The 22,367-nt window shown below is 73.4% G+C and carries 1 protein-coding gene; it reads left to right on the top strand.

The window, feature by feature from the left end; all coding sequences use genetic code 11:
- Positions 1-135: 135 nt before the first annotated feature.
- Positions 136-22,326, top strand: coding sequence for a non-ribosomal peptide synthase/polyketide synthase (locus tag ACFWBT_RS00245; protein WP_385693876.1), 22,191 nt, complete (start codon positions 136-138; stop codon positions 22,324-22,326).
- Positions 22,327-22,367 lie beyond the last annotated feature (41 nt).

Genomic DNA, 22,367 nt, shown 5'->3' with positions numbered 1-22,367 from the left:
TGCCGACTCGGGGTGTGCAGAGACAAGGCCTTTTGGTTAGGTAATCCTTACCTTAGTATGGCCCGCGGTCCTCCGGCTCAGCCGGTTCCGCGCATTCGGGAGGCACGGTCACCTGTGTCCGGTATCGAAGATCGTGTGTCGGGTGTGGACGTCGATGGGGCGGCGTACTGGCGTCGGCGGCTCGATCCGCTCCCTCAAGAGGCCGCCCTGCCCGTCGACTTCCCCTATCCGGCGCAGACCGGCGGCGAGCGGCGGACCCTGAGCCGCGTGCTCGCGCACCAAGCCGCCGAGACGACCCTGCTGGCCGCGTACGTGGCGCTGCTGCACCGTTACGGCGGCGCGCACGACATCACCGTCGGGTACGAAGGGCTCCCGGTCAGGGTCGCTCTGGACGGCGGCACCGGATTCGCCGAACTGGAGGGCCGGGTGGCGGCCGCGTGCGCGGAGGCGCGCGCCCATCGCCTCGAACTCGACCGGCTGGTAGCGCAGTCGCACCCGGAACCCACCCGCGGTGGAGGCTTCTTCTTCAACACGGCGTTCAGCGCGGCGCTCGGAGCGGACGCCGACGCGGCGACCACCGCCGGGCCGGCCGGCCCACGACCCTCGCTGGACCTGGAACTCGAAGTCCGCCCCGACGAACTGCGGCTGACCTTCCGTCAGAATCTGTTCGAAGAGGCGACGGCCCTCCGCATGGCCGCCCACTACACGACCCTGCTGACCGACGCCCTCGCCCGGCCGCAGACGCCCGTCGGTGATCTGGAGCTGCTCGGCGCCGAGGAGCGGCGTCGTGTCGTGGGGGAGTGGAACGACACCGACCACGGCGTCCCCTCCCGCACCTGGCCGGAGATGTTCGCCGAACAGGTGCGCCTGCGTCCGGACGCCGTGGCGCTGGTCTTCGAGGACACCCGTCTGACCTACGCCGAACTCGACGAGCGCGCCAACCGGCTGGCCCACACCCTGATCGCGCACGGCGCCGGGCCCGAACGCGTCGTGGCCCTCGCGGTCCCCCGCTCCGCCGACCTGATCATCGCCGAGGTCGCGGTGCTCAAGGCGGGCGCCGCCTACCTTCCCGTCGACACCGACTACCCGGCCGACCGCATCTCCTACATGCTGGCCGACGCCTCCCCCGCCTGCCTGATCACCACCGCCGAGGTCGCCCCCGACATCCCGCCGTGCCCGGGCATGGACGTCGTGATCCTCGACGCGCCCGACACCGTAAGGGAGTTGGCGGCCCGCCCGGTACACGACCCGGGGGACTGCGACCGGGGTCCGCTGTCGGTCGCGGGCGCCGCCTACGTGATCTACACCTCCGGCTCCACCGGCCGCCCCAAGGGCGTGGTGCTCTCCCACGCGGGCGTCGCGAAACTGGTCGCCACCCAGACCGAGCGGTTCGGGATCGGACCGCACAGCCGCGTGCTCCAGTTCGCCTCACCGAGCTTCGACGTCGCCTTCTGGGACCTGTGCCTGGGCCTGCTCTCCGGCGGCCGGCTCGTCGTCGTGCCCACCGAACTGCGCATTCCGGAAGCGCCGCTCGCCGACTACGCCCACGCCCACGGCATCACCTTCATGATCCTCCCGCCGGCCCTGCTCGCCGCCATGCCCGAGGACGTCGAACTCCCGCCCGCCACACTGCTCGCCGGCACCGAGCGGGTCTCGCCCGAACTGGTCGGCCGCTACGCGCGCGGCCGGATGATGTTCAACGCGTACGGCCCCACCGAGGCCACCACCAACTCCACCCTCGGCCTGTGCGACCCCGACACGCCCGCCGGCACCATCGTGCCCATCGGCGTGCCCGATCCGGGCACCCGGGCCTACGTCCTCGACGCCCGGCTGAACCCCGTCCCGGCGGGCGTCGCGGGCGAGCTGTACCTCGGCGGCGCCGGACTGGCCCGCGGCTATCTGGGACGGCCCGACCTGACCGCCGAGCGGTTCGTCGCCGACCCGTTCGGGGAGCCCGGCGAGCGGCTGTACCGCACCGGCGACCTCGTGCGGTGGAAGGCCGACGGGCGTCTGGAGTTCCTCGGCCGCGCCGACTCCCAGGTGAAGATCCGCGGCTTCCGCATCGAGCCGGGCGAGATCGAGTCGGTCCTGCGCGGCCACCCCGCGGTCGACCAGGCCGCGGTCGTGATCCGCGAGGACCGGCCCGGCGACCGCAGGCTCGCCGCCTATGTCGTCCCCTCCCTGGACCCCGGGCCGGACCACGGCACCGCCCAGCAGGTCCAGGCGTGGAAGGACCTCCACGAACTCCTCTACTCCGCCGCCGGAACCGAGGGCGACCAGGACGGCGCCGCGGCACACCGCGACGACGCCGGGGCCCACGACGGCACGGCGGCGGGCTTCCGTGAGAACTTCGCGGGCTGGAACAGCATGTACGACGGCCTGCCCCTTCCCCTCCGGGAGATGCGGGAGTGGCGCGACGCGACCATCACCCGCATCGAGGAACTGGCGCCGCGCCGGGTCCTGGAGATCGGCGTCGGCAGCGGCCTCATCCTCTCCCGCGTGGCACCCGGCTGCGAGGAGTACTGGGGCACCGACCTCTCCGAGGAAGCGGTGCGCGCCCTGCGGACCCAGGTGGAGGCCGTGGACGGGCTCGCCGCCCGCGTCAGGCTCAGCGTCCGCCCCGCCCACGACACCGCCGGTCTGCCGCGCGGCCACTTCGACACCGTCGTCCTCAACTCCGTCACCCAGTACTTCCCCGGCGCCGACTACCTCGCCGACGTGATCCGCTCCGCCGCGGAGCTGCTGGCGCCCGGCGGCAGCCTGTTCATCGGCGACGTCCGCAACGCCCGCCTCCTGAGCTGCCTGCGCGCCGCGGTGGAGACCCGCCGGGCCGGCGACCCGCGGGACAAGCAGGCGCTGCGCGCCGCCCTCGAACGCTCGGTGGCCTGGGAGGGCGAACTGCTCCTCGACCCCGACTTCTTCGCCGCGCTCGACGGCTTCGACACCGACATCCACGTCAAGCGCGGCAGCCACCACAACGAGCTGACCCGCTACCGGTACGACGTGGTCCTGCGCAAGCGGGCCGAAGGCTCCCCGGAGACGGCGGCCCACGAACTCCCGCACACCGCCGCGTGGTCCGAACTGAGCGGACTCGACGCCGTCGACGCGCTCCTCGCCGACGGCCGCGCCCCGCTCCGGATCACAGGCGTCCCCAACGCACGTCTGACGGAGGACCTGGCCGCACTGGCCGCCCTCGACGACAGCAGCCGCACCCCCACCCCCGCCGACGCCCCCGACCCGGAGGCCTTCCACGCCCTCGGAGCCCGCCACGGCACCCGCGTCGCCGTCACCTGGAACGGCGCCGCCGACGACGGCCGCCTCGACGTGCACTTCGCCCCCGGCGCGTCACCGTTCGCCGCCCTGTACGAGCCGAACGGCGCCGTCCCCCGGGCCAACCGGCCGGCCCCCTTCCACGACGTGAACTCCCTGATGAGGGCGCTGCGTTCGTACGTGGCCGGACAGCTTCCGGAGTACATGGTCCCGGCGGCCCTCGTCCCCCTCGACCGCCTGCCGGTCACCCCCAGCGGCAAACTCGACGCCGCCGCGCTCCCCGCCCCGGACCACGGCGCCCTCAGCTCCGGACGCGCGCCGCGCGACAGCCGCGAGGAACTGCTGTGCTCCGCCTACGCCGAGGTGCTGGGCCTGGACTCGGCCACCATCGACGACGACTTCTTCGCGCTCGGCGGCGACAGCATCACCGCCATCCAACTCCTCGTGCGGATCCGCAAGGCAGGCCTGCGCCTCAGTTCCCGTGACGTGTTCCGGCACCGCACGGTCGCGGCGCTCGCCGGGGCCGCCGTCGAGAGCGTCGACCGCACCGGCGACGCCGACGACACCCCGCTGCTCGACCTGACCGACGCCGAACACGCCGCCCTTCAGGGCGAGCACCCCCTCACGGTCGAGGACCTGATGCCGCTGAGCCCGCTCCAGGAGGGCTTCTACTTCCACTCCGTGGTGGACGGCGGAGACCGTGACGCCTACGTCGTGCAGCAGGCCCTCGAACTGGCCGGGCCGGTCGACGCCGAGGCGCTGCGCCGGGCCGCCCAGCGCGTCCTGGACCGCCACGCCCCGCTGCGGTCCTGTTTCCGCCCGCTCCCCGACGGCCGGCCCGTGCAGGTCGTGGCCGCCCGGGTGGAACTGCCGTGGCACGAGGTGGACCTCTCCTCCCAGGACGCGGAGGTGGCGGCCCCGCTCGCGGACGCCGTGGCCGCCGATGAGCGGTCCCGTCGCTTCGACCTCGGCCGGCCGCCACTGATGCGCTGCGCGCTCGTACGACTCGCCGAGGGCCGCAGCCGTCTGCTGCTCACCTTTCATCACATCGTTGCTGACGGCTGGTCGCTGCCCGTGCTGCACCGCGAGCTGATGGCCTCCTACGGAGCTGCCCCGGCCGCTCTGCCCGAGGTCGCCCCGTACCGCTCGTACCTGCGCGGCCTGGCAGGTGCCGACCGGGACGCCGCCCGCGCGGCCTGGCGTACGGCTCTGGCCGGGCTGGAGGAACCCACCCGGCTGGTCGAGGCGCCCGCCGACGGACGGCCGATCGAGCCCGCACAGGTCCGTGTCGAGCTGTCCGAGCAGGTCACCGACCGCCTGGCGGCCCGCGCCCGCGAACTGGGCGTCACGCTCGGCACGGTCGTGCAGGGCGCCTGGGGTCTGCTGATCGGGCGGCTGACCGCCCGTCAGGACGTCGTGTTCGGCACCACGGTCTCCGGCCGGGACGCCGAGGTCGATGGCATCGAGTCGATGGTCGGTCTCTTCATCAACACGCTTCCCACCCGCTTCCGTTGGGAGCCCGCCGACACCCTCGCGGGCCTGCTCGGCCGCCTTCAGGACGAGCAGGCCAGACTGCTGGACCACCAGCACCTCGGCCTCGCCGAGATCCAGCGTGTCGCCGGACACGCGGGCGGCGGCGAACTCTTCGACACCCTGGTCGTCTTCGAGAACTACCCGGCCGCGACCGGCCTCGCCGACCCCTCCGGGGAGGTACGCCTCACGGGGCACGAGTTCCACGACACCGTCCACTATCCGCTCGCGCTCATCGTGAAGCCGGGCCGTCGGCTCGATCTGAGGCTCAAGCACCATGCCGGGCGGCTCGACACCGAGGCCGTGCGGCGGATCGCGGACCGGCTCACCCTCGTCCTGCGGGCTCTAGCCTCCGACCCGGGACAGCACGCCGCCGACCTCGACCTGCTCACCGAGCGGGAACAGGCCGACGCCCACCCGACAGGCGCGTCCGTCGAGCTCCCGGACACCACGCTCACCGCCGCCTTCGAGGCCCAGGTCGCCCGTACTCCGGAAGCCGCCGCGGCGATCTACGCGGGCGAGACCCTCAGTTACCGCGAACTCGACCAGCGAGCAACGGAACTGGCACACCGCCTGCACGCCCGGGGCGCGGGTCCTGGCACGGTCGTCGCGGTCGCCGTGCCCCGTTCGGCGGACCTCCTGGTCGCCCTGCTCGGCGTGCTGAAGTCCGGAGCCGCCTACCTGCCGGTCGACATGGACTACCCCGCCGACCGGGTGACCCACATGCTGGCCGACTCAGGGGCCGCGACGGTCGTCACCACCACCGGAACGGCTCCCCGTCTGCCGTCGGTGCCGGGCCTCACCGCACTGCTCCTGGACACCCCGTCCGAGTCGCGGTCCGCGAGCATCCCGGACCCGGCCGGCCCCGACGACCCGGCCTACCTGATCTACACCTCCGGCTCCACCGGCCGCCCCAAGGGTGTGGTCGTCACCCATCGAGCGATCATGAACCGGCTCGCCTGGATGCAGGGCCAGTACGGTCTCACCGCCGACGACCGGGTCCTGCAGAAGACCCCCGCCAGCTTCGACGTCAGCGTCTGGGAGTTCTTCTGGGCGCTCTGCGAGGGAGCCGCCGTCGTCCTGGCCCGTCCCGACGGCCACCGCGACCCGGCCTACCTCGCCGGGCTCGTCCGCGAACAGCGGGTCACCACACTGCACTTCGTTCCCTCGATGCTCGAAGCCTTCCTCCGGTCCGAGGAGATCACCGCCGATCCCGGCTGGGCGGCCTCCCTGCGCCGCGCGTTCAGCAGCGGCGAGGCCCTGCCCGGCACGGCCGCCGCGCACTGGCGCGAGCTGACCGGCGTACCCCTGCACAACCTCTACGGCCCCACCGAGGCCGCCGTCGATGTCACCTACCATCCCCTCGACGGCACGGACGGCGCACCCGGCACCACCGTGCCCATCGGCGGACCGGTCTGGAACACCGGCCTGCGCGTGCTCGACTCCTGCCTGCGACCGGTCCCCGCGGAGGTCCCCGGCGAGCTGTATCTGACAGGCGTTCAGCTCGCCCGCGGCTACCACGCCCGACCCTCCCTGACCGCCGAGCGGTTCGTGGCCGACCCCTACGGCGGACCCGGCGAGCGGATGTACCGCACCGGCGACCTGGTGCGCCGCCGCGCCGACGGCGTCATCGAATACCTGGGGCGCACCGACCGGCAGGTCAAGATCCGCGGCAACCGCATCGAACTCGGCGAGATCGAGGTCGAGTTGGTGCGGCAGCCCGCCGTCGCCCAGGCCGCCGTCGCCGTCACGGGCGGAGCGCTCGTCGCCTACGTCGTCCCGGCCCGCGGGGGAACGCCGGAGCCGGCCGGGCTGCTGGCCGCGCTCGCGCAGTCGCTGCCCGCGCCCATGGTGCCCGGCGCCTGCGTGGTCCTGGACACCCTGCCCCTGACCCCGAGCGGCAAGCTCGACCGGGCCGCCCTGCCCGCTCCGCGAACGGTACGGGCCGAAGCTCGCGCCCCACGGGACGAGCGCGAGCGCGCTCTGACCGGGATCTTCGCGGCGGTCCTGAAGCTCGACGAGGTCGGCATCGACGACGACTTCTTCATGCTCGGCGGCGACAGCATCTCCTCGATCGGCGTCTCCAGCCGCGCCCGCCGGGCCGGCCTGGAACTGAACCCCCGCGACGTCTTCGAGCACCGCACCCCCGCCGCACTCGCGTCGGCGGCCCTCACGGCCGGGCCGGCCCCTGCCCCGCGGTCGGCCTTCACCCTCACCGCCGAGGAGACCGAACGCGTCCACCGGCTCAGCCCCGGCCCGGTGGAGGACATCTGGCCGCTGGCCCCGCTCCAGGAAGGGCTGTTCTTCCACTCGACGTACGACGACAGCACCCTGGACGTCTACACCGTCCACGAGTCCTTCGACTTCGCCACCCCGCTCGACGCGGACCGGCTGCGCACCGCCGCCAGGGTGCTGCTGGAACGCAACCCGAGCCTGCGCGCCGGATTCACCAGCGAAGGCCTGCGCCAGCCGGTGCAGTTCATCGTCAGGGACCCGGAGATCCCGCTCGCAGAGGTCGACCTGTCCGCGCTGCCCGCCGACGAACAGGACCTCAGGCTCGCCGAGTTGATGGACGACGAACGCACCCGCCGCTTCGAGCTGACCCGCCCGCTGCTCTTCCGCATGCTGATCGTCCGGCTCGGCACCGAACGTGGCGACCGGCTGGTCGTCGGCCGCCATCTGCTGCTGTGGGACGGCTGGTCCGCCTGGATCTTCCTCGACCAGCTCTTCGCCCTGTACGAGTCCGGAGGCGACACCGGCGCCCTGCCCGCGCCCGGTTCGTACCGCGACTACCTGACCTGGCTGGAGGTCCAGGACACCGACATCGCGACCGGCGCCTGGCGCACCGCCCTCGCGGGCCTGGAGGAGCCCACTCTCCTCGCCGCCGCCGACCAGGGCCTCGAGCCGGACATCCCGGAACGCCTCGACGCCGTCCTCCCGCCGGAACTCGGCGAGCGGCTGCGCGACTCCGCCCGCCGGCACGGCCTCACCCTCAACTCGGTGCTCACCGCCGCCTGGGGCCTGACCCTGGCGGCCGCGACCGGCCGCACCGACGTCGTCTTCGGCACCACCGTCGCGGGCCGGCCGAGCGAGGTCCCGGACATCGAGCACGTCATCGGCATGTTCCTCAACACCGTCCCCGCCCGTATCGCCTACGACCCGGCCGAGTCCGTCCTCGACCTGGTGCGCCGGGTCCAGGACGAACGGCTGGCCGTGATGCCGTACGAGTACCTGGGCCTGGGCGTCCTCCAGGCCGAGACCGGCCACCGGCGGCTCTTCGACACCCTCTTCGTGCTGCGCAACAGCGACACCGAGGAGCGGCTCGCCGAGCTGGCGGAGCGGCACGGCGCGACCGCCGTCGCCAACGTCGACGCCACCCACTACCCGGTGAACCTCGTCGTCACCCCGGGACGGCACATCCAGGTCATGCTGGCCCATCGGCCCGACGTCCTGGGCCGCCCGCGGGCCCAGGCCCTCCTCGACCGCTTCACCCTGCTGCTGGAGCGGCTCGGCGCCGACCTGGACGCCCCCGTGGGCGGCCTCGACGCGCTGCTGCCCGCCGAGCACGCGGCGCTGACCGACGAACGTGCCGCGAGCCGGGTCCCGGCGCCCGAGGACACCATCGCCGACCTGCTCACCGTCCAGGCCGAGGCGACCCCCGACGCCCTCGCCGTGGTCTTCGGTGACGCCACCCTCACCTACGCGGAACTCGACACCCGCATCAACCGGATGGCCCGGCTCCTGCTGGCCCGGGGCGCCGGGCCCGAGCAGGTCGTCGCCCTCGGCCTGCCCCGCTCCCTGGACATGGTCGTCGCGCTGTTCGCCGTACTGCGCACGGGCGCCGCGTATCTGCCGCTGGAACTCGACTACCCGGACGACCGGCTCGCGACCATGCTCGACGACGCCCGCCCGGCGCTGCTCCTCTCCACGGCCGCGGTCTCGGCACGACTGGCGGGCGCCGCGGCCGGCACCCCCCGCGTCCTGCTCGACGACCCGGCAGTAGCGGCCGAACTGGCCTCCCTCCCAGGAGACTTCACCAGGCGGCGGTTCAGCCTGGAGCACCCCGCGTACGTCATCTACACCTCCGGCTCCACCGGCAGGCCCAAGGGCGTCGTCACGCCGTACCGCGGTCTGACGAACATGCAGCTCAACCACCAGAAGGAGATCTTCGCCCCGGCCATCGCCTCGGCCGGCGGCCGGCGGCTGCGCATCGCGCACACGGTGTCCTTCGCCTTCGACATGTCGTGGGAGGAACTGCTCTGGCTGGTCGAGGGCCATGAGGTGCACATCTGCGACGAGGACCTGCGGCGCGACGCCGAGGCGCTGGTCGCGTACTGCGAGACGCACCGCGTGGACGTCGTGAACGTGACCCCCACCTACGCCCATCTCCTCATGGAACAGGGCCTGTTGGAGGGTCACCGCCCACCGCTCGTCCTGCTCGGCGGCGAAGCGGTCTCGGAGACGGTGTGGAACCGGCTCCGGGACACCGAGGGAACCTACGGCTACAACCTCTACGGCCCCACCGAGTACACGATCAACACCCTGGGCGGCGGCACCCTCGACAGCGCCACCCCGACCGTCGGCCGCCCCATCCGCGGCACCCGCGCGCACATCCTGGACGCCTGGCTGCGACCGGTGCCCGAGGGCGTGCCCGGTGAGTTGTACATCGCCGGGATCGGCCTGGCCCGCGGCTATCTCGACCGGCCGGGCCTGACCGCGGAGCGCTTCGTCGCCGACCCGTTCGGCGAACCCGGCGAGCGCATGTACCGCACCGGCGACCTCGTACGCCGCAACCCCGACGGCAACCTGGACTTCCTCGGCCGCACCGACGACCAGGTCAAGATCCGCGGCTACCGCGTGGAACTCGGCGAGATCGAGACCGCGCTCGCCCAGCACCCCCGGGTCGCCCAGGCCGCCGTCATCGCCCGCGACGACCTCTCCGCCCCCGGAACCCAGCGTCTGATCGGCTATGTCGTCCCCACCGAACGATCCGGCGAGGAACAGCGGTCGGTCGCGGAGGAACATGTCGGCGAGTGGCAGGACGTCTACTCCGACGAGTACGAGCGGATCAGCACCGCCCTCTTGACCGAGGACTACGCGGGCTGGGACAGCAGCTACGACGGACGGCCCATCCCCTTCGAGGAGATGAGCGAATGGCGCGAGCGGACGGCGGCCCGCATCCGGGAGCTGCGCCCGCGCCGCGTCCTGGAGATCGGCGTCGGCTCCGGCCTGCTCCTCTCACGCCTGGCCCCGGACGCGGAGGCCTACTGGGCGACCGACTTCGCCGCCCCCGTGATCCGCAAGCTCGGCGAGGATCTGCGGCGCGACCCCGATCTCGCCGCCAAGGTCGAGCTGCGCTGCCGGCCCGCCCACGACACGGACGGTCTGCCCGAGGACTACTTCGACACCGTCGTCATCAACTCCGTCATCCAGTACTTCCCCGGCATCGACTACCTCACCGAGGTGATCGAGGGTGCCATGCGGCTGCTGAGGCCCGGTGGCGCGCTGTTCGTCGGCGATGTGCGCCATCCACGGCTCGCCCACGCCTTCCACACCGCCGTCCAGCTCACCCGGGCGGCGGCGGACGCCGACCCCGAGGCCGTACGCAAGGCGGCGGAACGCGGGCTGCGGCTGGAGAAGGAACTCCTGGTCGACCCGGACTACTTCACCACGCTGGGACACGGCGTCGACCTGCGCACCAAGCGCGGCCACCACCACAACGAACTGTCCCGGCACCGCTACGACGCCGTCCTGTACCGCGAGGGCGCCGATCCGCTCGACCTCTCCGGAACGCCGACCCTGGCGTGGAGCGCCGCCGACGTCGAAGCCCGCCTGCGTGAACAGCGGCCGGAGCGGCTCCGCGTCACCGCCGTGCCCGACGCCCGGACCTTCGGCGAACTGGCCGCGCTGCGCGCCCTGGACGACTCCCGTCTCGTGCGGTGCGACGCGTCGGCCGGGGGAGTGGACCCGGAGGACCTCCACGCGCTGGGCGCCACTCTCGGCTACCGGGTGCTCACCACCTGGGCACGTGAACTCGGCCGCTACGAAGCCGTGTTCATCCGGGAGGGCGATGAGGACCGCGTCGGCGGAGAAGGGCGAGAGGGACAATGCGGCGGAGGGGATCGGGCGGCGCGGGTGACCGCGGGGCTCTACCGGCCCGGCGGCGGCGCACCCCCGTACGCCAACGAGCCGACCGCCGCCCGCGACGCGGATGCTCTGATCCGCCGGGTGCGCGAGGACCTGAAGACGCGACTGCCCGACTACATGGTCCCGGCCGCCTTCGTCACCCTCGACCGGCTGCCCATGAACGACAACGGCAAGCTGGACGTCCGCGCGCTGCCCGAGGCCGAGCCGGCCGTCGCGCTCGGCACCGGCCGGGGCCCGCGCACCCCGCGCGAAGAGGTGCTCTGCCGCCTCTTCGCCGAGGTGCTCGGCCTGCCGGAGGTGGGCGCCGAGGACGGCTTCTTCGACCTGGGCGGACACTCGCTGCTCGCCACCCGGCTGATCAGCCGCGCCCGTACCGAACTGGGTGCGGAGCTCGCGATCCGCGACCTCTTCGAGGCCCCCACCCCCGAACTGCTCGCGGCACGCGCCGACAGCGGACGCCCCGCGCGTCCCCCCGTCGCTCCCGTCGCCGACCGGCCCGAGCGCATCCCGCTCTCCGCGGCCCAGCGTCGGCTCTGGCTGGTCGAACGGATCACCGGTGGCGGCGTCGCGTACAACTTCCCCCTGGTCTTCCGCCTGCGCGGCGAACTCGACCCCCACGCCCTGCGGCAGGCCCTGCACGACGTGGTGGCCCGCCACGAATCGCTCCGCACGGTCTTCGGGGAGCACGACGGCGAGCCCTACCAGCGGATTCTCGTCGCGATGGACGCGGAAGTCCCGTACACCGTGACCGACTGCGCGGAGGCCGAGCTGCCCGCGCTGATCGAGGCGGCACAGCGCCACCCGTTCGACCTGTCCCAGGAACTGCCCCTGCGGGCAACGGTGTTCCGCCTCACGGCGGACAGCGGGAGCCAAAGGGGCGGCGCGGGCGGGGACGGCGGTGCCCCGGACGACTGGGCTGTCGCCCTGGTGCTGCACCACATCGTCACCGACGAATGGTCGGACCGGCCGTTCCTGGCCGATCTGAACACCGCCTACACCGCCCGGATCTCCGGCGCCGAGCCGGACCCCGCGCCGCTGCCCGCGCAGTACGCCGACTACACGCTCTGGCAGGCGGACCTCCTGGAGCAGGTCGGTGAGCGCCAGCTCGCGTACTGGACCGAGTCCCTGCGCGGTCTGCCCGAAGAACTGTCGCTGCCCCTGGACCGGACGCGCCCCGCCGAGCCGACCGGGCGCGGGGCGACGCTGCGCCGTGAACTGCCCCAGGACGTGGCCGAGGCGCTGCGTGACCTGTCGGCCACGACCGGGACCAGTATGTTCATGCTGTTCCAGGCCGCCACGGCCGCGCTGCTGCACCGCCTGGGCGCGGGCGACGACATCCCGCTCGGCGCGCCCATCGCCGGGCGCACGGACAGCGCGCTCGACGACCTGGTCGGCTTCTTCGTCAACACCCTGGTGCTGCGCACCGATGTCTCCGGCCCTGACCTGACGTTCCGTCAATTGCTGAGCCGGGTGAAGGAATCGGACCTGGCGGCCTTCGAGCACCAGGACCTGCCCTTCGACAGGGTCGTGGAGGCGCTCAACCCGCCGCGTGCGGCCGGCCGCAACCCGCTGTTCCAGGTCATGCTGGGCTACCACCACCGCCCCGACGGCGACCCCGATCTGCTGGGCCTGCCCACCGAGTGGTCCGACGTGGACACCGGCACGGCCAAGTTCGACCTCGACTTCACCTTCGTCGACGAAGGCACCGGGGGCCGCGTCGCCCTGCTCCTGGAGTACGCCACCGACCTGGCCGACCCGGACACCGCCGCGCTCCTCGCCGAACGGCTCCTGCTGCTGCTGCGCCGGACCGCCGAAACCCCGGACCTGCCCCTCGCCGCGATCGACCTGCTCACCGAAGCCGAGCGGTCGGCCGCCACGGGCGCTTGGAACGACACCGCCCACCCGGTGGAGACCCGGGCCGTGCCCGAACTGTTCGCCGCCACGGCCGCGGCACACCCCCGCCGGACCGCCCTGGTCACCGCGGCCGGGAGCCTGACCTTCGCCGAGCTCTCCGCCCAGGTCGACGCCATCGCCGCCCTGCTGCTCGGACACGGCGCGGGCGACGGCGCGGTGGTGGCCCTGGCCCTGCCCCGCCACGCGATGGTGCCCGCGATCCTCGGCGTGCTCCGCGCGGGCGCCGCCTGTCTGCCCCTGGACCCCGAATACCCGGCCCACCGGCTGGAGTACATGCTCACCGACGCGGCTCCGGCGTGCCTGCTCACCACCACCGCGCTCGCGGACCGGCTGCCCGAACCGGCCGGGGTCGAGCGGCTGCTGCTCGACGGCCCGCTGCCGTCCGGGGGCCACCTGCCGCCGCGCACGTACCACCCGCGGTCCGCCGCCTACACGATCTACACCTCCGGCTCCACCGGCGCCCCCAAGGGCGTGATCGGCACCCACCGCGGGCTGGGCAACCTGTTCGCCTCGCATCTGCGCGACCTGATCGCACCCGCCGTCGAGGACACCGGCCGGAACGTCCTGCGCGCCGTGCACGCCGCCTCGTTCAGCTTCGACGGGTCCTGGGAGCCCCTGCTCTGGCTCCTTGCCGGACACGAACTGCACATCGCCGACGAGAGCACCATGCTCGACTCCGCCGCGCTGCTCGCCACCCTGGACGAGCGGGCCATCGACTTCGTCGACCTCACCCCGACCTATCTGCGCGAACTGCTCCACCACGGCTTCCTCACCCCCGGAACGCGGATTCCCGCCGTCGTCGCGGTGGGCGGCGAGGCCACCCCCGCCGCGCTGTGGCAGCGCCTGAACGCCCTGCCCGGCACCGCCGTGCACGACCTGTACGGGCCCACCGAGTGCGCCGTCGACGCGTACGGCTGGCACGGCGGTGGCACCGGCCGCCCCGCCTGGGCCGCACCCCTCGACAACATCCGCGCCCACGTCCTCGACGACCGGCTGCGCCCCACCCCCGTCGGCGTCCCCGGCGAGCTGTACCTCGCGGGCGAGGGCCTGGCCCGTGGCTATCTGGGCCGCCCGGCCCTCACCGCCGAACGATTCGTCGCCGACCCGCACGGCGCGCCCGGCGAGCGCATGTACCGCACCGGCGACCTCGCCAGGCGCCGCACCGACGGCACCCTGGAGTTCCTCGGCCGCGCCGACGACCAGGTCAAACTGCGTGGCTTCCGCATCGAACCCGGCGAGATCGAGTCCGCCGTCACCACCCACCCGGCCGTCGCCGCGGCGGCCGTCGTCGTCCGCGAGGACACCCCCGGTACGCGCCGGCTCGTCGCGTACGTCGTCCCTGCCGAGTCCGGCACGATCGACCCGGCATCGCTGCGCGCCCACCTGGCGTCCGGACTGCCCGAGCACATGCTGCCCACCGCCTTCGTCCCGCTCGACGCGCTGCCCCGCACGATCAGCGGCAAGCTGGACCGAACGGCCCTGCCCGCACCCGACCTCACGGCGGCGGCGGGCGGGCGGCTGCCGCGCACACCCCGCGAGGAGCTGCTGTGCGAGCAGTTCGCCGCCGTGCTGGGCCTGGACCGTGTCGGCATCGACGACGACTTCTTCGCGCTCGGCGGTCACTCGCTCCTGGCGATGCGCCTGGTCAGCCGCGTCCGTACCGCCCTGGACGCCGAGATGTCGCTGCGCACGGTCTTCGACGCGCCCACCGTGGCCCGGCTCGCCGCCCGGCTCGACGAGACACGTACGGCCACCCGCCCGGCCCTCACCGCCGACCGGGCCCGTCCCGAACGGCTGCCCCTCTCCTCCGCCCAGCGCCGCCTGTGGCTGCTCCACCAGGTGGACGGACCCACCGCCGCCTACAACATTCCGGCCGCCTGGCGCCTCACCGGCGCCCTGGACCGCGCGGCGCTGGAGGCGGCGGTCGGCGACCTCGTCGCCCGGCACGCCACCCTGCGCACGGTCTTCCCCACCGACCCCGACGGCCTGCCCCACCAGCACATCCTGGAACCGGACCAGGCCCGCGTCACCATCGCCACGGAGCCAGCCGACCGGCTCGCCGCGGCGGCCGCCCACGGCTTCGACCTGGCGACCGAACTCCCTCTGCGCGTCACCCTGTTCGAGACCGGACCGGACGAGCACATCCTGCTCCTCCTGCTCCACCACATCGCCACCGACGAGTGGTCGGACCGGCCGCTGCTCGCCGACCTCAGCACCGCCTACGCGGCCCGCACCGCCGGCCGGGCCCCCGACTGGGCACCGCTCCCGGCGACGTACGCCGACTACACCCTCTGGCAGGACGAACTGCTGGCGGGCAGCGGCGACGAACTGCTCGCCCACTGGACCGAGCGGCTGCGCGGTCTGCCCGAGGAACTCACGCTGCCTACCGACCGGCCGCGCCCCCGCGAGTCCGGCCACGAGGGCGGCACCGTCGGCTTCACCCTCTCCCCGGAACTGGAACGGGCCCTGCGGGACCTGGCCCGCGGCGAGGGCGCCAGCATGTTCATGGTCGCCCAGGCCGCCGTGGCCGCCCTGCTCCACCGGCTCGGCGCGGGCGACGACATCCCCCTCGGCGCCCCCGTCTCCGGACGCGGCGACGAGGGACTGGAGGACCTGGTCGGGTTCTTCGTCAACTCACTGGTCCTGCGCACCGACCTGTCCGGCACCCCCGGATTCGCCGAACTCCTGCGCCGGGTGCGCGAGACCGACCTCGCGGCGTACGACCACCAGGACCTGCCCTTCGAGCGGCTGGTCGAGGCCCTCAACCCGGAACGCTCCCTCGCCCGCCACCCGCTCTTCCAGGTCATGGTCGTCCACCTGAGCGAACCGGGCGGCACCCCGGACTTCCCGGGCCTGACCGCCCGGCGCGAGCAACTCGGCCAGCGGAGCGCCAAGTTCGATCTGAGCTTCGACTTCATCGAGCAGGGCGAAGGGGCGGGCATCCAGGGCTGGATCGAGTACAGCGCCGACCTGTTCGACCACGCCACGGCCGAACGGCTCGCGCACCGCCTGGTCCGGCTGCTGGAGCAGGTCGTCGACGACCCCGCCCAGCTGGTGCGCGACCTCGACGTCCTGGACGAAACCGAGCGCCGGCTCGTCGTGGAGCGGTGGAACGACACCGCGCACGAGGTGCCGCCGACGACCCTTCCGGAGCTGTTCCGGGCCCAGGCGGCCCGGACACCCGACACGCTCGCGCTGATCGTCGGTGAACAACGACTGACGTACGCGGAGTTGGACACCCGGGTCGAGCACACCGCGCGCGTGCTCGCCGGGCTCGGCGCCGGCCCCGAACGCACGGTGGCCGTCGCGCTGCCCCGCTCGGCGGACCTCGTCGTCGCCCTGCTCGCGGTGCAGCGCACCGGGGCCGCCTATCTGCCGCTCGACGCCGACCACCCGCCGGAGCGCCGCGCGTTCATGCTGGAGGACGCCCGCCCCGTGTACGTGATCGACAACGCGCTGCCGGACGGTCCGGAAAGCGAACTGCCGCCCTCCTGCGATCCGTTGAACCCCGCCTACGTCATCTACACCTCAGGCTCCACCGGCCGCCCCAAGGCGGTGGTGGTGCCGCACCGGGGCATCGTCAACCGCCTGCTGTGGATGCAGGACCGGTACGGGCTGACCGACACGGACCGCGTCCTGCAGAAGACTCCCGCCGGCTTCGACGTGTCGGTGTGGGAGTTCTTCTGGCCGCTGATCACCGGGGCGACCCTGGTCGTCGCCCGGCCGGACGGCCACAAGGACCCGGCCCACCTCGCCGAACTGATCCAGGAACAGGGCATCACCACCGCGCACTTCGTCCCGTCGATGCTCCGCGCCTTCCTGGACGAGCCGTCGGCCACGCGCTGCACCGGTCTGCGCCGCGTGATGTGCAGCGGGGAGGCCCTGCCCGCCGACCTCTCCGACCGCTTCCACGCCCTCCTGCCGGCCGAACTGCACAACCTCTACGGACCGACCGAGGCGTCCGTCGACGTCACGGCGGCACACGTGCGGCCCGGCGCCGGCAGCGTCCCGATCGGCCGCCCGGTGTGGAACACCCGGCTGTACGTACTGGACGGCGCGCTGCTTCCGGTACCGCCGGGCGTGGCAGGGGAGTTGTACCTGGCGGGCGACCAGCTGGCCCGGGGATACCTCGACCGACCCGGCCTCTCCGCCGAGCGGTTCGTCGCCGATCCGTACGGCCCTCCCGGCACCCGCATGTACCGCACCGGCGACCTCGCCCGCTGGACCACCGCCGGTGACGTCGAATACCTCGGCCGCACCGACGACCAGGTCAAGATCCGCGGCTTCCGGGTCGAACCCGGCGAGATCGAAGCGGCCCTCGCCCGGCAAGAGACGGTCGCCCACGCCTCCGTCGTCGCCCGCGAACAGCGGCTCGTCGCCTACGTCGTCCCGGCCCCGGGCCGGACCCCGGACGCCGCCGACCTGCGCGCGCACCTCGCCGCCGCACTGCCCGAGCACATGGTCCCCGCCGCCTTCGTCGCGCTCGGCACCCTGCCGCTCACCCCGAACGGCAAGCTGGACCGAAAGGCCCTGCCCGCACCCGACTTCGCGGCCGCGACCACCGACACCCGGCCGCGCACCGCGCGAGAGGCCCTGCTGTGCGGCCTGTTCGCCGCCGTCCTGGGCCTCGAACGGGTCGGTGTCGAGGACGACTTCTTCACCCTCGGCGGCGACAGCATCGTCGCGATGCAACTCGTCGCCCGGGTACGGGCCGCCGGACTGGCGATCAGCCCCCGCGACGTGTTCCGGCACAAGACGGCCGCCGGACTGGCCGCCGTCGCCGGTGACCCGGCGGGCCGCGCCGACGCGGCGTCCGACGACGAACTGTTCGCGGGACTCACCGACGACGAGCGCGCCGAACTCTCCGGGCTCGGGGGCGCCGAAGCGCTGCCGCTGTCGCCGCTCCAGGCGGGCCTGCTCTTCCACGCCTCCTTCGATACCGGTGCCGAGGGCCCCGACGTCTACACCGTGCAGGTGTCCTACGAGCTCGACGGCCCGCTGGACACCGGCCGCCTGCGCCGTGCGGGGCAGGCCCTGCTCGACCGGCACGCCAACCTCCGGGCCGGCTTCCGCTACCTGTCCTCGGGCCGTCCCGTCGCCGTGGTGCCGCGTACGGCCGTGCTGCCCTGGCGGCAGGTCGACCTGTCGGCCCCGGACGACACCGCCCGCGAGAAGCGCTGGACGCACTGCCTGGCCCAGGAACGGCGCCGGTTCGACCCGGCCGAGCCGCCGCTGCTGCGTCTGATGCTGGTCAAGGTCGGGCCCGAGGCGCACCGGCTGGTCCTGTCCCACCAGCACCTGCTCCTCGACGGCTGGTCGGTGCCACAGCTCGTCCGCGAGCTGTCCGAGCTGTACGCGGGCAGGGAACTCCCCGAACCGGCGCCGTACCGTGACCACCTGGCCTGGCTCGGCCGTCAGGACGCCGGGAGCTCGGCCGCCGCCTGGGCGGGAGCCCTGGAGGGCCTGGAGGAGCCCACCCACCTCGTGCCCGCCGACCCCGGCCGGATGCCGGCCGTGCCGGAGACCCGCACCACGCTGCTGACCCCCGAGCTGACCGAGGCCCTGACAGTACTCGCCCGCTCGCGCGGCCTGACCGTCAACACCCTGGTGCAGGGCGCCTGGAGCATCGTCCTGTCCCGGCTCACCGGACGCGACGACGTCGTCTTCGGCGCCACCGTGTCCGGACGGCCGCCGGAGCTGGACGGCGTGGAGTCGATGATCGGCCTGTTCATCAACACCGTGCCCGTACGGGTGCGGGTCGACGACCGGGAGCCGGTGTCCGCGTTCCTGGACCGCCTCCAGGACGAACAGTCGCAGCTCATCGCGCATCAGCATGTCGGACTGTCCGACATCCAACGACAAGCAGGCCTGGGCGAGTTGTTCGATACGCTCATCGTCTTCGAGTCCTATCCCGACGCCGGGGGACCGGGTCTCGGGGCCGACGACGGACTGCGCACGCGGGTGCGCGACCACCAGGACGCGACGCACTACCCGTTCGCCTGGGCCGTCGAGCCCGCCGAGCGGCTGACGCTCACGGCCGAGTACCGGACCGACCTGTTCGACCCGGCCATGGTCGAGCGGATCTCCGCCGCGATGGTCCGCCTCTTCGAGGCGATGACCGCCGACGCGGGACAGCCGCTCGGCCGGATCGACCTCCTCACCGCCGAGGACCGTCACACCGTCCTGGAGACCTGGAACGACACCGCCCTTCCGGTCGCCCCCGGAACGCCGACGACCGTCCCCGCGCTGTTCGAGGCGCAGGTCGCCGCCGACCCGGACGCCATCGCGGTCGTCTCGGGCCCGGTCACCTGGACCTTCGGCGAACTGAACGACCGCGCGAACCGGCTCGCCCGGCTGCTGGCCGAACACGGCGCCGGACCCGAGGAGATCGTCGCCCTGTCCCTGCCGCGCACCGCGGACCACATGACCGCGATCCTCGGGGTGATGAAGGCGGGTGCGGCCTATCTGCCCATCGACGCGGACCTTCCCGCGGAACGCGTCCTCGCCATGCTCGACGACGCCCGGCCCCGGCTCGTCCTCACCACCGAAGCGCTGGCGGCGCACCTCCCGGACAGCGACGTACCACGACTGACGCTCGACTCGCAGGAGACCGGCCTGCGGCTGGCCGCCCAGTCCCCTGAGAACCCGGCGTCCGCCCCCGACCCCCACCACCCGGCCTACGTCATCCACACCTCGGGCTCCTCCGGCCGCCCCAAGGGAGTCGTGGTCTGCCACCACAGCGTCGTCAACCTCTTCCACAGCCACCGGCGCACCCTCCACGACCTCGCCAAGGACACCACCGGCCGGCGCCGGCTCAGGGTCGGCCACGCCTGGTCGTTCTCCTTCGACGCCTCCTGGCAGCCGCAGCTGTGGCTGCTCGACGGGCACGCCCTGCACATCCTGGACGACGAGACCCGCCGCGACCCGGAGCTCACGTCCGAGGCGATCCGGTCCCAGGGGCTGGACTTCATCGAGGTCACCCCCTCCTTCCTCGCCCAGATGGCCGACACGGGCCTGATCGAGGACGGAGTGTGCCCGCTCGCGGTGGTCGGCGTCGGCGGAGAGGCCGTGCCCGACGCGCTCTGGGCCGAACTCGCGGCGCTGGAGTCCACCGCCGCGTTCAACCTCTACGGCCCCACCGAGGCCACCGTCGACGCCCTCGCCGCCCGCGTCGGAGAGAGCGAACGGCCCCTGGTCGGCCGACCCGTCGGCAACACCCGCGCCTATGTGCTGGACGCGGCCCTGCGGCCCGTACTGCCCGGCGTGACAGGTGAGTTGTACCTCGCGGGGCAGGGCCTGGCCCGCGGCTACCTCGGCCGGCCCGACCTCACCGCCGAGCGGTTCGTCGCCGATCCGTACGGCCCTCCCGGCACCCGGATGTACCGCACCGGAGACCTCGCGCGCTGGAGCGACGACGGACAGCTCGACTACCTCGGGCGCGCCGACGACCAGGTCAAGATCCGCGGCTTCCGCATCGAACTCGCCGAGATCGAGGCCGTCCTGGACCGGCACGCGGACGTGGGACAGGTCGTGGTCGTCGCCCGCGAGGACCGGCCGAGGGTCAAGCAACTGGCCGCCTACGTCGTTCCCGCCGAGGGTGCTGCCACCCCGGACCCGGCCGGACTGCGCGCACATGTGGCCGCCGCGCTTCCGGACTACATGGTCCCGGCCGCTGTACTGATCCTGGACGAGCTGCCGCTGCTGTCCAACGGCAAGCTCGACCGCAAGGCCCTCCCGGTCCCCGAGTTCACCCTCACCGTGGGCGGCCGCAAGCCCGCAAACGACCGGGAACGCACCCTGTGCGTCCAGTTCGCCGAGGTGCTGGGGCTGCCCGAGATCGGCGCCGACGACGACTTCTTCGCCCTCGGCGGCGACAGCATCGTCGCCATGCAACTCGTCAGCCGGGTGCGTGCCGCCGGGCTGCGGGTCACACCGCGCCAGGTCTTCCAGCACCGTACGGTCGCCGCCCTGGCCACCGTCGCGGTGGAACTGGGCCGGGACGCCGGGAGCCCGGCGCACGACGACGGTTCGGGCACCGTGCCGCTGACCCCGATCATGCACGCGCTGCGGGAGCTGGGCGGTCCCATCGCGGGCTACCACCAGGTCGCGTTCGTGCAGACGCCCGCGGCCCTGGACCTGGCCGGCCTGCACGCCGTACTCCAGGCCGTCACCGACCGGCACGATCTGCTGCGCGCCCGCCTGGAGCGGAGCGGCGCCGAGGAGTGGTCGCTCCAGGTGCCCGCGCCGGGCAGCGTGGACCCGGCGTCCTGGCTGTTGCGCGTGGACGTGGCCGACGCCGACGAGCCGGCGCTCCGAGCCGCCGTGGGTGAGCACGCCCGCGCGGCTCAGGACCGCCTCGCCCCGGACGCCGGGCGGATGGTGCAGGGCGTCTGGTTCGACGCGGGCCCCGACACTCCCGGACGACTGCTCCTGCTCGTCCACCACCTGGTCGTCGACGGCGTGTCCTGGCGCATCCTGCTGCCCGACCTGGCCGCCGCCTGGCAGGACGTGACGGCGGGGCGGACCCCGGTCCTCGCCCCCGTCGACCTGTCGTTCCGCCGCTGGTCGCGCCTGCTCGCCGAGCGGGCCGCCGACCCGGCCCGCGAGGACGAACTGCCGCTGTGGACCTCGATCCTGGCCGACGCGCCCGCGCTTCCCGTGACCCGGGTGCTGGACCCGCGGCTCGACGTCACCGCCACCTCGCGGAGCCTGTCCCTCGCCCTGCCCGCGGACGTCACCGCGCCGCTGCTCGGCGGAGTGCCGAGCGTCCTGGGCGCGACGGTGAACGACGTGCTGCTGACCGCCCTGGCCGTGGCCGTCGCCGACTGGCGCGGGCGGCGGAGCGAGGGCGGGGACTCCACCGGCGGAGTGCTGGTGGATCTGGAGGGCCACGGCCGCGAGGAGGAACTCGCGGGCAACGCCGACCTGTCACGCACGGTCGGCTGGTTCACCAGCGTCGTGCCCGTCCGCCTCGATCCCGGCGCGGTCGACCTGGCCAGCGCCCTCGCGGGCGGACCCGCGCTCGACGCGGCGCTGGCCCGGATCCGGGAACACCTGGCGTCCCTCCCGTCGGCGGGTGTCGGTCATGGCCTGCTGCGCCACCTCAATCCGGTCACCGGGCCGGTACTCGCTCGACTCGGCCCCCCGCAGATCGAGTTCAACTACATGGGCCGGTTCGGTGTGCCCGAGGCGACCGACTGGTCGTACGCCCCCGAGGACGACGCGGCGGACCTCGACGGAGATCCGGGGATGCCCCTGAGTCACGCCCTGACCGTCAATGCCCTGACGGAGGACCTTCCCACGGGTCCCGAACTGTCCGCCCACTGGACCTTCGCCCCCGGGGTCCTCCCCGAGGAGTCGGTCCGGGATCTGGCGGAGACCTGGTTCCGCGCGCTGCGCGGCCTCGTGATCCGGGCCGCGTGCCTGGACACCGAAGGGCGGCGGTCCGGTGCCGCCTCACGCTGACCCCCGATGCCCACAAGCCCGATGCCCGCAACCCCAATATC

The organism is Streptomyces sp. NPDC060027 (genome assembly GCF_042737005.1).
In the GTDB taxonomy this organism is placed as follows: domain Bacteria; phylum Actinomycetota; class Actinomycetes; order Streptomycetales; family Streptomycetaceae; genus Streptomyces.
Note: the sequence above shows the minus strand (reverse complement) of the source record. Positions and strands in the feature narration are given on the sequence as shown.